This is a genomic window from Rhodococcus sp. NPDC056516 (assembly GCF_042794655.1).
Classification (GTDB): domain Bacteria; phylum Actinomycetota; class Actinomycetes; order Mycobacteriales; family Mycobacteriaceae; genus Rhodococcus_F.
Genome location: NZ_JBHTTG010000005.1, coordinates 515,436 through 528,597 on the forward strand (window position 1 = coordinate 515,436; position 13,162 = coordinate 528,597).

At 65.5% G+C, this 13,162-nt stretch carries 7 protein-coding genes; 3 read left to right on the forward strand and 4 right to left on the reverse strand.

The annotated features are described in order from the left end of the window. Positions 1-5: 5 nt before the first annotated feature. The 4 genes from ACFQ6Y_RS18260 to ACFQ6Y_RS18275 all read right to left on the reverse strand — a co-directional run bounded on the left by ACFQ6Y_RS18260 (position 6) and on the right by ACFQ6Y_RS18275 (position 6,986). A complete protein-coding gene (locus tag ACFQ6Y_RS18260; RefSeq protein WP_378635518.1) occupies positions 6-1,346 on the reverse strand; it encodes a S1 family peptidase in 1,341 nt (446 codons plus the stop codon). A gap of 109 nt (positions 1,347-1,455) precedes the next feature. Continuing rightward, a complete protein-coding gene (locus tag ACFQ6Y_RS18265) occupies positions 1,456-2,703 on the reverse strand; it encodes a hypothetical protein (protein WP_378635522.1) in 1,248 nt (415 codons plus the stop codon). Positions 2,704-2,814: 111 nt separating this feature from the next. After that, positions 2,815-5,250: a LuxR C-terminal-related transcriptional regulator gene (locus ACFQ6Y_RS18270; RefSeq protein ID WP_378635527.1), complete on the reverse strand. Its 2,436-nt coding sequence runs from the start codon at positions 5,248-5,250 to the stop codon at positions 2,815-2,817. 14 nt (positions 5,251-5,264) lie between these two features. Further along, positions 5,265-6,986, reverse strand: a complete 1,722-nt coding sequence (locus ACFQ6Y_RS18275; RefSeq protein ID WP_378548422.1) for an Hsp70 family protein — start codon at positions 6,984-6,986, stop codon at positions 5,265-5,267. Positions 6,987-7,320: 334 nt separating this feature from the next. On the opposite strand from ACFQ6Y_RS18275, the gene ACFQ6Y_RS18280 reads away from it, so the two are divergent. From ACFQ6Y_RS18280 to ACFQ6Y_RS18290, 3 genes are all read left to right on the forward strand, one after another. Further along, a complete protein-coding gene (locus ACFQ6Y_RS18280; RefSeq protein ID WP_378635531.1) occupies positions 7,321-9,636 on the forward strand; it encodes an IniB N-terminal domain-containing protein in 2,316 nt (771 codons plus the stop codon). 123 nt (positions 9,637-9,759) lie between these two features. Beyond that, positions 9,760-11,628 (forward strand): dynamin family protein, encoded by a 1,869-nt coding sequence (locus ACFQ6Y_RS18285; protein ID WP_378635536.1) that lies wholly within the window; start codon positions 9,760-9,762, stop codon positions 11,626-11,628. Continuing rightward, positions 11,625-13,109 carry a dynamin family protein gene (locus ACFQ6Y_RS18290; RefSeq protein WP_378635541.1) on the forward strand — a complete coding sequence of 495 codons (1,485 nt, stop codon included), beginning with the start codon at positions 11,625-11,627 and terminating at the stop codon, positions 13,107-13,109. The genes ACFQ6Y_RS18285 and ACFQ6Y_RS18290 overlap by 4 nt, the downstream gene beginning before the upstream one ends. Positions 13,110-13,162 lie beyond the last annotated feature (53 nt).

The following is a 13,162-nucleotide window of genomic DNA, read 5'->3' on the forward strand; positions in this document are numbered from 1 at the left end:
CTGGGTCAACCCGCAGTGCGAACGCGGATTCCGGAACCGACACCGCCGCCGGATGCGCGATCTGCCGCGTCGAGAATGTCTCCGACCGGAATGCCGAGATTCGAGGTTCCGCCCGAGGTCGCCAATACCAGGTTCGCTTCGTTGCAACTCGGGGCGCCGCTGCTGTTGGAGCCGCTGGTGATGCCCAGCGCCAAGGTTCCGGAAACGATGGCGCCGCCACTGTCGCCGGCGAGGGTGCACGCGGTACCGGCGAATCCGCGGACTGTTCGCGAATCACCGTCCGCCATGACCAGCTGTGTTTCGACGCGATCCGCCGCCACGACGCCACAGGTGAAGGACGACGTCTGGCCCGACTTGCAGATGGGGGCGCCGATCACGGGACGTGCTGTTCCGGTGATCGCGAGGGTGGTTCCGTTGGCGCCGCGGACGGCAGCGCGATCGAGGCCCGCATCGATGCCCGGCTGGTCGAACTTGATGACCGAGTAATCGAGATCGCCGGCGTTGTTGCCGACGGAAGACTGTGAGAAGGCGCCGATCAACTGACTGTCGTCGACGTTCGCGTGATTCGGCAGGTAGACCGGCGACTTCGAACCCTCGGCCGGATTGCAGTGTCCAGCACTGATATTGAGTGCGTTGTTCTGATTGTCGACGGCGTTGAACCCGAACGAGCAGACCGAGATGTTCTCGGTCGGCGTCTCGCGAATGGGGCCCGTCGACGTGATGTAGGTGTCGCCGCCGAGTGCCCGGGGATCAACCGATCCGCCACCGTCCGGGCTGAGAACGATCTTGGTGTTCTCGAGCAGGGTCGGAAGATTGAGTGCCTGCCCGACGGGGCTGTTCGCGACGTCGATGACAACCTGGTTGTTCAGGACGTCGATAGTCGCCGAATTGACTGCGCGTGAGATTTCCTTGGGCAGCCCGGCAATCCATCCGTTGACGTCGGCCAGTGTCTTCTCGAGAGTGTCGGCGGAGACGGGGGCGACGTGCGTGCGGTAACCGTCGTCGGCGGCGATGCGTGCAGCTTCGGTAGTGGTGACGGCTACGACGGGTTGACCGTCGAGTCCCATCCACGAGCCGGCGTAGTCGCCAGGACGCTCGGACTTGAAATCCTGGGCGTACGCACCGAGCTCCTGAGCTTTGGCAGCGCGGTCCAGGTACTCCTGCGGGGAGATCTTCAGATCGCGGGTGATCGCCTCGACAAGCTCAGCCGGAAGCTGGTCGGCTTCGAGCTGTTCGACATGCGTGTCGGAGGCGGGCTCTGCCGATGCCGTCGTGATGAATGGAGCTGCGAGCAGTAGTGCCGAGGCGCCGACCACAGCGGTGCGGATCGCCAACGAGTTACGCATGAAATCCCTTCAAGTCCCCGGCACCGAGCCGGTAGGTACCGCACCCACCATAGGGGAAAAGTTTCGAGGAGGAATGTGCGCCTCCTGTCGAACAGTTGAATCCTTTTGTCTAACCGGGCATTCCGGGTCTCGGGGCCACCGGCATTGCGGGCATGTCGGGATTCGGAACCGCCGGATCGGTTGTGTCGGTCGGGTTGGTGGGCTGTGTCGGCGTCGTCTGTGTATCAGTGGGGTCGGTCACGGTGGGAGTGTCCGGGGTAGCCGGATCGACAGGATCCAGCGGTCTGACGACCGGCGGCAGGTTCTCGATCCGAAGTGGGTCGATCTGGACGGTGATCGGCGATCCCTGCTGCACGGGGGCGTTCGCCGTTGTCGATTTCTCGGCACTGGCGCGCGGATTCTCCGGCGTGGTCTGGGATTCGGATGAGGTCGGATCCGCTTCGGATGACCACCACTGCGCCGTCGGCTGCGCGCCGAGTGCGGGTACTTCCGACGGGAGCGAGGTCGGTGATTGCGAAACCGCGCCGGACGGACTCGCCGCGGTGGCGGGCGTGGTGCCGGGGGACAAGTGAGATTGTGCGTCGAGAATCCCGGGTGCCGGAACCGTCGGGGTGTGTCCGATGATGACCGCTGCCGCACAGCCCGACACCGTCAGAAAAACTGCGGCGGCTGCTGCGGCGATGATCGGTCGGCGCTCCGACTGCCACTGACGACTGCGCCAACTGTCGACACTCGCTGCTTTCGTGACCGTTGCCACCACGTCGGATTCCGGCTCCGGTTCGATCAGGACGAACGGCGGAAACTCCTCGGGGGTCTCCTCCGGTTCGAAAAGAGCGGTTGGCTCGGGTTCGGAACTCGCAGTGGTGATCGAGAAATGCGCTGCCAACGCTGCGGCTCCGCGAGCCGCACTGTCGTCGGCATCCGGATCTGCGAGCCAAGCCGCGGAGGCGTCCTCTTCCGGAATCAGTTCGACGCCGTCGAGATCCATGCTGTCGAGTGCGACGCGCAGTGCGTCGACGGAATCGCTCGACCAACCTGCGGGAATCACGGCAGAGATGTCCAAGTTGTGTTCGGTGAGTGCGCGAACCTCCTTGACCAGGCAATACATAGCCGTCGCTACGAGTTCTTCCCCTCGCGTCATGTGCTCGGAGAAGTTGTCGATATCGTCAGTTCCGACCCTGTCGAGGAACCCCCGCAACCCGGCGGAACCAGTCGCGGTTTCACCTAGCTGCACGGTGCCGTCAGGGGCGTGGTGCAGCACCGATTCGCGTTCGAGGGTCACCAGCACCGAGTCAGGTTTCGCGATCGCAGCAATGCTTCGTTTATTGCCGACGGCGAGTCCGACTCCCCAATTCATAGCGATCCCCGTTTCACAGTTACCGAACTTTGCTCGGCATGCATGTCCTGATTCCTGTGAAAACTATCACTTAAACGGATATACGCAACCCTCCGGGCAATATTCAGCTAACTATTTGTTCGCCGGTGTCATGCTTCGAAGGATGGTGAGCAATTCCGAACGGGACTGTGCCCCGACGCGCCGCTTGATGCGTGCGACATGGTGCTCGACGGTTTTGGCGGAGATATAGAGACGTTCGCCGATTTCCCGATACGTCAGGCCGACGACGACGAGTTCGGCAACTTCTTGTTCGCGCTCGGTCAGTACCGACGGTGGTGTCGCGCTGTCGGCCGAATCGGTTGCGATCGTCTCGGCCGTCGACGTTGTGCGTAGCGAGCGTGCAACGTGGAGCAATGCCGTCGCCGATTTGGTGTCCGGGGTGCGCAGCGCTGCTTCGCCGGCGAGGCGGGCCGCGTCCCAGGGGAGTCCGATTCGGCTGAGCGTTCGCGCAGCGGCTTCGACTTCGTCTGCGTCGACGTTTCCCTGCATGAGTAGGAGCCACTGGCGGCCGGCGGTCGCCAAACCGGCTGCGTAAGTGTGGGTTTTGGCTGATTCCGCGAGTGCATGCGCGTGTGGAAGGAGGTCGGCCGGCGACTGCGCGAGGATCGATGCCTGGACGCCGTACCAATGAAGCGGCGAAGACCACAGCGGCGGCTCGCCGAGTGCGCGGAGGAGTGAGCGCGCGTCGTCGACAAGATGCTCGACCTGCTCGGCCTCGTCGAGTCGTACTGCTGCAAGCCACAGTTCGCCGATGGGAAGCAAATTGAAGAGATCCACGCTGCAGGACGAGAGGGGGCCTGCCGCGCCCGACCAAGCCCGACGCAACTGAGCGAGATCGCCGGAGCGCCGAGCGAGACCCACGATCAGAGCATGCAGAAACAGTGCGTCACGTTCGCGGAGGGGGCCGCGGACCACATCGTCCGGTAGGTCGTCGACAGCAGTGTCGTTCCCACGGATCATCGCGATCCAGGCGCCGAGAATGTGAAGCCGCGCCCACGTGTGGCTGCTTGCGTCGTCGCCGGCGATCGCGGCGGTGACAACAGCGGCGGCGCGTTCATGGGCACCGTTGTGCAGGAGCGCCAGAGCGACCAGCGCCGGGGCGGAATCTGGCTGGAATTGCGAGGTGTCGGCGCCGCCGGGGAGGGAGAGCGCGCGTGACATCGTGTTGAGCGCACTCGGTGCACCCCCCGTTACCGATTGCATCAGTCCGTTGGCGAGTGTGGCAGCGCCGACCGTGGTGCTCGACGGTGATCCGGTGTGTCCGGTGAGCGACGTGTTCGCGTCGTCGACCTTGCCGATGCCGAGGAAGGTGATTGCGGCGAAGGGGGATTCGGTTCCGGTGCGCTCTGGCCCGAGCCAGGCGTAGAGATCAGCAGCAGCGCCGAGTTGACCACAGCTAGCGGATGAAGCCGCGCGGACCCGCACTGCCGTCGCCAGTTTCGCGTTGTCGAGATCAGGTTCGGCGATGACGGAATCTGCCAGGCGGCACGCGGTGTCGAGGTCACCACTTCGAGCCGAGGCCTGGGCGTACAGCAGCGTGTCGGCCAGGTCGAGAGGCTCGATCGAATGCACACGACGAAAGAGATCTGCCGCGACCGCCGGCATGCTGCCGTCGACTGCGTCTCGTAGCACGGCCGTGAGATCTCGGTGGCGGATGCCGGAGTCGAAAAGCCTTATTGCTGTGTCGATGTCGAGAGTTCGCGCGTGCGCGCGTGATTCGACGATTCTGATCAGCTCGCTGCGGATACGCCCTGTACTGGTCGACTCTGCCAAAACGCTTGCGACGAGAGGAGATCGTGAACCGAACAGTCCGGACGCCAGAGCGCGGTCGAATGCGGCTGTGAGGCTGAACTTCTCCTGTCCCAGATCGAGTTCGAAAGCGTCGACGTCCGGGACGGCCAGTGAAACCTCGAGGATCTCCCGCTCGATCGGATGCAGAGCAGTGACCTGATGGAGAAAGTGTGTGCGTACAGCCGGCGCCATTTCCGGGCGGCCCGCCGCGGCGGCGGCGAAGTACGCTTCGATTGCCCCGAAGGAACCACCGGCAAGGTGCTCGAGCGTCAGCACTGCACGGTCGTCAAGTGGGATTCTTCGCTCTGCGGCGATCTTCCGAATATCGGATCGGTTCAACGGGTTCAGGTGAAGGACGGTACCGAAACTCGAGATGCTCGCGTAGATCGGTGCGAGTGGAGGATCGATCCGATCGGAGGCGATGACAACTCCGAGGTCGTCGCGTTGAACAAGCTCGTTCAGGGCGCGGATTTCATCGGAGGTCAGAGCCTGCGCGTCCGCGATCACCACAATCGCATCGGCCGGGGCGTCATGTGCGAGCGTGGTGACCACGGGCTTGTCACCCGATTCGATTCTTTTCCGGACTGCCCTCGACACCTGGGGCCGAGCGCTGGCGTCGGTCCCGGTGACGAACAGGCGCAGTGGCGATGCAGTCAGATCGATGCCGCGCAAAAGTCCTGCGATGTACGACGATTCGGTGCCGCTGTCACGGTTCATCGAAAGCCTGCCGGTCAGCGGATCGGCGCGGTGACGCCGCCGACGACACCACCGACCACGTTTCCGACACCTCCGACGACGTTACCGAGACCTCCGACCACTCCGCCGACACCGTCCCCGACGCCGTTTACCAAACCGCCGACTCCGTTGCCGATGCCGGTCGCAGCATCACCGATACCGGTTCCGACGCCCGCCCCAGGTGCGGGCGCGGGCGCTGGTGCTGGGGCGGGAGCCGGTGCGGGAGCCGGGGCGCCGGGTGCGGCAGGTGCAGGCGCCGACTGGGCGGTCTCGCCCGGTGCGGGCGCAGATCCAGCTGGTGCGCCGGCAACCGGAACTGCCCCTGGCGCCGTCGTCGAACCGCCCGCGGCAGCAGGAGAACCGGGCTGATTGTTCTGAGTTCCGTTGTTCGCAGTCGTGGATCCGGTACCTGCCGCTTCGGCTGCCGTCGTGCTGCCGGGAGTAGAGCCTGCGGTGGTCGATGCGGTCGAGGAGGTGGACTCGCTCGTGGTGTTCGCTGAACTGGACGGGACGTTGATCTTGTCCATGGCTGTTCCGATTCCGAGCCCGCCTGCGGCGAGCACTATGAATGCTCCAACCACCGCAGCAACTACGCCCACCCTCGACGAGCGTCGAGTCGCCGTGTTCTCTTCCTCGGTCGGCTCGGCAAGCAGCGGAGTGGAGAAGGCAGGAACCGGTGCGGGCTTGCGGGTGGGCTCGGCGGGGACAACAGGGACAGCGAGTGCCGTGGTGGCTGTCATTTCTGTCGCCAGGGTCGCAGCGCCGGACGCCGCGCACGACGCCGGATCGGCGTCGGCGATCACGGGAACACGAAGCTCCGCAGACAATAGTTCGGCGACAAGGGGAATGGACGAACTTCCGCCGGCCAGAACAACCTGATTGACATCGCTGGATTCGACGCCGGCAGATCGCAGGCTTTCGCGAACCAAGGCCACCGATTCAGTGAGGGCGGGGCGGATCAGATCCTCGAGCTCGGAACGAACGAGTCGAACGTCGCTGATTGCACCGGGAAGTGCGACGCGGGCAACGGTTTCCGTCTCGGTGGAAAGCTCCTCCTTGGCTGCGCGAGCATGCTCACGCAGCGTTTCCAGCGCTTCAATCGTCTGGGGAGCAAAGGGATCGAGGGCTGCGAAGTGATCCGACACCGCATCGAGCAGGTGCACGGTGACGAGGTGATCGAATTCGTCACCGCCGATGTCCTCGCTGCGCAGCGGCTTGCCGAAGATCTCGCTCCGTCCGCCGGTCGTGGACATCATCGTGACGTCGAGCGAACGGGCGCCGAGGTCGTAGACGACGGTCAGACCGTCGTTGACAACAGTTCCGGAGGCGGCGAGCCACGCCATGACGGCCGCGGGTTCGGCGACGAGAGTTGCGCCGTGAACCCCGGCGCCATCCAGCGCGGACTCCATGGTGCGTGCTGTGTGGCGGTTCCACCCCACGGGGTGAGCCAGGACGACCGTCGGCCCTTCGCCGCTTCCCGCCTGGCCGACGAGCGCGTCTACCGCTGTTGCCGCGAGATCCTCGCCGCGGTACTCGGTGCCGTCGGCGGCAAGTATCGGAATCGGATCGCCGACGCGCTCGACAAATCCGGTGATGACGGATCCGTCGTCCAATTGCAGTGCACTGGGTAAGCGGACCTGTTGCGTTTCACCGGTTGAGCCGTCGCTGACAGCTACGAGAGTGGCCGAACCGATGCTGATGCCGAGCCCTGCCGCCATGAACGAACTCCCCTGGTCGTGGGCGACAGAAGGACTGTCGCGGTTGTCTGCGATGTCGGTTTCAGGACCAAGATCGTTACCGGATTGGAGGCGCTCCGACGAAGTAGGGGGCCGATCCCCTAATCGGGGCAAATCCCCTAACCAGGCCAGTCGTGGCCCGTAGGGGACTTCCCCGTCCGCCCCGGCAGAAGAGGGGGGTGCTCCCCGTTGGCCCCGGTCGCAAAAGTTCTTAGCGTTGATTCCACTCGCTACCTCTGGCAGCGCACCAGTTTCCGGAGCACCGGCAACAACCCACCGGCAACATCACGGTCAACGAACTTCAGGAGAACCCGCCATGGCAACGAACGCCGTACTCGAATTCATCCTCGGGCTACTTCGCGACGACGAGGCAGCTGCCAACTACTGCGCCAACCCGACCGCGGCTCTCAACGCTGCAGGTCTGTGCGACGTCAGCCCCGCCGACATCGTCGCTGTTGCTCCGCTGGTCGCCGAGTCCGGACTCTTTGCCGGTGGCGGCGCCGACCTGTCCGCGATCGTCAACGCCGGCGCGTCCGCTGCCGGTGCGATCGGCGGCGGGCTCGGAATCGGTGGTGGACTCACCGGTGGCCTCGGTGGCGGTCTGGGGGGCAGCCTGGGTCTCGGCGCCGGTGCGGGCCTGGGAGTCGGAGGCGCCCTCGGCGGCCAGTTCGATCTGGTCGGCGACTTCGCAGCAGCCCTCAGTGCTGCGCTTGCCATCGGCGGCGAGATCAGTGCCGACCTCGGCGCAGCCTTCGGCGCCGTCATCGAAGCCGGCCTCGGCCTCGGTGGCGCACTCGACCTCGGCGGCGCACTCGATCTCGGTGCACAGCTCAGCGCGGCTCTGGGTGGTGCGCTCGGAGTGACCGGCGGCCTGACCGCGGAACTGGGAGCAGCGCTCGACGCCGCAATCGGCGCAGTCGGCGGACTCGACCTGACGGCAGGGCTCAGCGGAGCCCTCGCACCCGTCTTCGCCATCGGCGGCGACCTCGGAGCGGACCTCGGACTGGCTCTCGGTGGACTCCTCGGCGGCGCAGCAGACCTCAGTGGTCTCCTCGACATCGGCGGCGAACTGGGTGCAAGCCTGACCGGCGCACTGGAATCCGCCCTTGCCCTCGGCGGCGGCCTGGACCTGGCCGGCGCTCTGACGGGTGACCTCAGCACGGCGTTGTCCGGCGCGCTCTCCGGTGTCCTGGGAGCCGGCGGCACGATCGGCGCTGATCTGGGTGCATCGCTCGGCGGCGTTCTCGGCGCGATCACCGACGTCAGTGTTCTCACGGATATCGCGGGAGGGCTCGATCTCGGTGCTGCCCTCAGCGGCGCCCTCGGCGGATCACTCGGCGTCGGCGGCGGCTTGGAAACTGCACTCGGAGGCGCACTCGACGCAGCACTGGGCCTCGGCGGCGGACTAGACCTCGACGCAGTGCTCGGCGGCGGCGCAGACCTCGGCGCTCAGCTCAGCGCGGCACTCTCCGGCGCTCTCGGTGCCGGCGGAACGGTCGGAGCCGACCTGGGCGGCGCACTCGGCGGACTGCTCGGGGGAGCACTCGACCTCGAAGGCGGACTCGGCGCCGACCTCGCGGCGGCTCTGGGCGGAGGCGCGAATCTGTCGACGGCCCTCGAAGGCGTCCTCGGTTCGGCGCTCGGCGTCGATGCCGGGCTCGCGGGCGGCCTCGGCGGCGCACTCGACGCAGCACTGGGCGCAGGCGGACTTACCGGAATCGACGTCGGTGGTGCACTCGGCCTGGGCGGCGAAGCAGGCTTGGCTGCCGGTGTGGCGGCGGCTCTCGACTCCGCTCTCGCGGGTGCAGGCGGCCTGGGTGCTGTCGGTTCCGTGGGCACGGACCTCACCGGCGCGCTCGACGGTGCACTGGGCGCAGGCCTCGGGGCTGGATTGGGCGGCTCTCTCGACAGCATTCTCGGTGCCGAAGGTGCCCTCGGTGGAGCGCTGGACTCGGCACTGAACATCGGCGGAATCGGTACCGGCGCTATCGGCGCCGATCTGCCCTCCGTCGACCTCGGCGCAGTGAACCTCGGTCCGATCTCCGCTGAACTGCCTTCCGTCGACCTCGGAAGCATCGCGGCGGACGGCCTGAACCTCGGCGCTGTGACCGGCGATCTCGGAGCAACGGTGGGCGGCGCTCTGGACGCAACAGCAGGTCTCGACGCAACCGCAGGCCTCGATGCAGCCACGAACGCGGCGGCCGGCTTGGGCGGGTCGCTCGGCGGTGCAGTGAGCGGGTCGCTCGGAGGTGCACTGAACGGTGTCACCGATCTCGGTGGATCGCTCAGTGGGGCCGTCGGAGCAGTCACCGACGTGACCGGTTCGATCGGAGCAGACGCAACCGCGGCTGCCGGTGGCACCGTCGACGGCGGCGGTACCGTTGGCGGCGGTGGAGTCGCTGACCTGGGTGGATCCCTCGGTGGAGCGGTCAGCGGAGTGTCCGACCTGACGAGTTCGTTGACCGGTGCGCTGAACCCGTGGTCGTCGATCGATGCGACCGACGCATTCGGTTCGAGTTCCGCTTCGGGCCTGAGCGCCGATACCGGACACTCGCTCTTCGCCGAGGATTCGGTTGCAGCACCGGTCGATCACATCGACCCGGTGGCGGTTGTCGATCACCTGCATCCCTGATCTGCTGACGCAGGAACTGAAATCGGTCAAAATGACCTGATGTAACAAATCCGGCCCTGCGCGCGCTATGCGTTCGCAGGGCCGGATATTCGAGTCGGGAAGAATTGCGGGTCAACGTAGCTCATGAGTGATTCAGCGAGTCAGGTAAGCAACCGGAAGGCGCGCGTCGCGTCGTCGACGGCGTCGCTGCTCGAACGGACAGCCGCAGTGGCGAAGGATTTCGGGCGCACGGATCTGGTGCGTCGACTCGAGAACGCTCAGGTCAGAGTCAACGACCCGCGTATTCGCATCGTGGTGGTCGGCCCCCTCAAGCAGGGCAAGAGCCAGTTCGTCAATTCGCTGCTCGGCATCGACGTCTGCTCGGTCGGTGACGACGAGACCACTGCCGTGGCGACGGTCGTACAGTATTCGGAGACCGCGGTTGCCGAACTTATTCTCGCCGATCCGGGCGCGATGCCCATCCGGGTACCACTTCCGCTCGAAGAACTCATGGGGATCACCCCGGCCACACCTCGCGCCGAAGGGCGCGAGGTGTTGCGCGTCGAGGTCGGTGTTCCCAGTCCACTGTTGGCCGACGGTTTGGTACTGATCGACACCCCTGGCGTGGGCGGTCATGGAAATCCGCATGCTGCAGGAACATTGGGATTGATCACCGCGGCCGATGCCGTGTTGGTTCTGTCGGACTCCAGCCAGGAGTTCACCGAACCGGAGCTTGGATTCATCCGCCAGGTCGTCAATCTGTGTCCTGCGGTGGCCGGGCTGATCAGCAAGACCGATCTGTACCCGCACTGGCGGCAGATCCTCGACGCCGACCGCGGACACCTCCAGCGCGCCGGGTTGGACCTGCCGCTCATCCCGATCTCCTCGGTACTGCGCTCGCACGCGTTGAGGCTGGGGGACAAAGAACTCGAAGCGGAATCCGGCTTCCTGGACCTCTATCAGTTCTTGCGGGACAACGTCGTTGCACGTGCCGAGTCGAACACCCGACGCGCAGTTGCGATGGACGTGCGTTCTGCGGCAGCGCATCTGACGTTGGAGATGGGTAGTGAGCTTGCCGCGCTGAAGGACCCGTCGACTGCGCAGGCAGCGGTCGCGGGGCTGCAGCGCGCCCGGGCAGCGGCCGAGGAACTGCACAAAAAGACCTCACTCTGGCAACAGAGCCTCGGCGACGGCATCGCAGACCTCGCCGCCGACATCGATCACGACCTCCGCGACCGGTTGCGCCGGGTCACCCGCCAGGCCGAGGAGACGGTCGACGAAGGCGATCCCGGTAAGGACTGGGACGTCGTGGGGGAGTGGCTCGAGCAGGAGATCGCCACCGCGATCGGTGACAACTTCGTGTGGGCTCACGACCGTGCGCAGTGGTTGGCAGAAGTTGTGGCACAGCACTTTGCGGAGACCGGCGACGTCGCGCTACCGCATCTCGACGTCGCCGACACCGACGGTTTCCTGGAACCGGTCGGCGCATTGTCGGATCTCGAGTCGGGCCGAATCGGCATCACTCAAAAGGTTCTGGTCGGTATGCGCGGCTCGTACGGTGGCGTTCTGATGTTCGGCTTGATCACCACGATGATGGGCATGGCTCTGGTCAACCCGATCTCCATCGGCGCCGGGGTCCTGCTGGGTACCAAGGCCTATCGTGAAGACAAGCAGGCTCAGGTACTCAAGCGTCGGGCCGAGGCGAAAGCGGCCATCCGACGGTTTGCCGACGACGTCAGCTTCCAGGTGGGCAAGGAATCGAAGGATCGACTCCGCCTGGTGCAGCGGCTGTTGCGTGATCACTTCACCGACATCGCCGAGCAGGCGCTGCGCTCGATCAATGAATCCCTTCGCGCCACGCAGGAAGCCGCGCAGCTGGAGTCGAGCGAACATGCCGCTCGTATCAAGCGTCTGGAGACCGACATGCGCGTCGTCGCCGAGCTCGACGCCGTTGCCGGAACGTTGATCGGCGAAACTCCCGCTCCTGCTTCGGCAAAGGTGACCAACGCATGAATGCAACGACCGCCGTGACTGCTGTGGAGTCGGCACACGCACTGATCGACCGCGCCAGACGGGTCTACGCCGATCAACCACAGACGCGCGCCCAGTTGGAAGAATGCGCGGCCAGGCTCGACGAGCCGCTGAGGGTGGCGCTCGCCGGCTCCCTCAAAGCGGGTAAGTCGACGCTGCTCAATTCGCTTGTCGGACAGGATATAGCGCCGACCGACGCGACCGAGTGCACGCGCGTCGTCACCTGGTATCGGAACGGGACAACGCCGCAGGTGACCGCGACGGCCGAGAACGGCGCCGAGTTCAACGTGCCGGTGACCCGCCGCGACGGCAGGCTCACCTTCGAACTGGGCGAGTACACCGCAGACTCGGTGGACCGCATCGACGTCGACTGGCCGTCTTCGGCTTTGGCGCGTACGACGATCATCGACACACCGGGTACCTCGTCGCTCTCGACCGAGGTTTCGGCCCGCACCTGGGACATGCTTGTTCCCGACGGCGGGGCGCCGGGCGCGGATGCAGTGGTCTATCTCCTGCGGGCCCTGAACGCCAGTGACATGCAGTTTCTCGGGAAGATCGCGGATCACGTGGGCGGAGAATCCGGGCCGCTCGGAGTGATCGGTGTTCTCTCGCGTGCCGACGAGGTCGGCGCAGGCAGGCTCGACGCGTTGTCTTCGGCGAAGGACGTCGCGGCACGATTTGCCGAGGAGTTGGAGCGAACCGGCCTGTGCCAGTCGGTGGTTCCGGTGGCAGGTCTGCTCGCGCTCGCTGCTCGGACGATGAGACAGAGTGAGTTCGCGGCCTTCTCGGCGCTCGCGCAGGTTCCGGCCGAGGATCTGAGCCTGGCGCTCCTCTCCGCGGATCGCTTTGCCAGGCAGGACAGTCCGCTGCCGGTCGATGCGGCCATGCGGGCGCAATTGGCCGATCGGTTCGGGCTCTTCGGAATTCGCCTCGCCGTGACGTCGATCAAGTTGGGGGCCACTGATTCGCCGTCCCTGGCGGCCGAATTGTTGGAGCGCAGCGGCCTGGACGAACTGCGTCAGGTGATCGACGTTCAATTCGGTCAACGGGCAGATCAGCTCAAATCGCATACAGCGCTGGTGACGCTGGGAAGAATCCTCGAAGCCGATCCGAGCGAGGAAGGCGATCAGATCGCGGCGGAGGCGCAACGGTTGCTCGCCGATGTTCACGGTTTCCACGAACTTCGCCTGCTCGGGCGTCTTCGTTCGGTACACACAGATCTGCCCCCCGACGACCTGGCACAACTGCAAAGACTGATCGGTGGCTACGGAATCCGGGCCAGTGACCGGCTGGGCTGCGAACCGGAAGAATCGCCGGAGGCGCAGCGTGCGCGGGCTACTGCGGCGGTCCGGCGATGGCGCGAACTGTCCAGACATCCGCTCTTCGACAGATTCACCTCGCGCGCCTGCCTGGTTGCTGCCCGCAGCGCCGAGGGCGTCCTGGCTGAAATTGTGCCCGAATAGGGACCCGTTCACTATGCGAGCGCCGGAAGAGGGTTCTATCTTGAGTTCGGGAT

Coding starts and splice junctions, on each gene's coding strand:
- ACFQ6Y_RS18285 (WP_378635536.1), top strand. CDS start 9,760: ATGAGTGATTCAGCGAGTCAGGTAAGCAACCGGAAGGCGCGCGTCGCG.
- ACFQ6Y_RS18290 (WP_378635541.1), top strand. CDS start 11,625: ATGAATGCAACGACCGCCGTGACTGCTGTGGAGTCGGCACACGCACTG.
- ACFQ6Y_RS18280 (WP_378635531.1), top strand. CDS start 7,321: ATGGCAACGAACGCCGTACTCGAATTCATCCTCGGGCTACTTCGCGAC.
- ACFQ6Y_RS18260 (WP_378635518.1), bottom strand. CDS start 1,346: ATGCGTAACTCGTTGGCGATCCGCACCGCTGTGGTCGGCGCCTCGGCA.
- ACFQ6Y_RS18270 (WP_378635527.1), bottom strand. CDS start 5,250: ATGAACCGTGACAGCGGCACCGAATCGTCGTACATCGCAGGACTTTTG.
- ACFQ6Y_RS18275 (WP_378548422.1), bottom strand. CDS start 6,986: ATGGCGGCAGGGCTCGGCATCAGCATCGGTTCGGCCACTCTCGTAGCT.
- ACFQ6Y_RS18265 (WP_378635522.1), bottom strand. CDS start 2,703: ATGAATTGGGGAGTCGGACTCGCCGTCGGCAATAAACGAAGCATTGCT.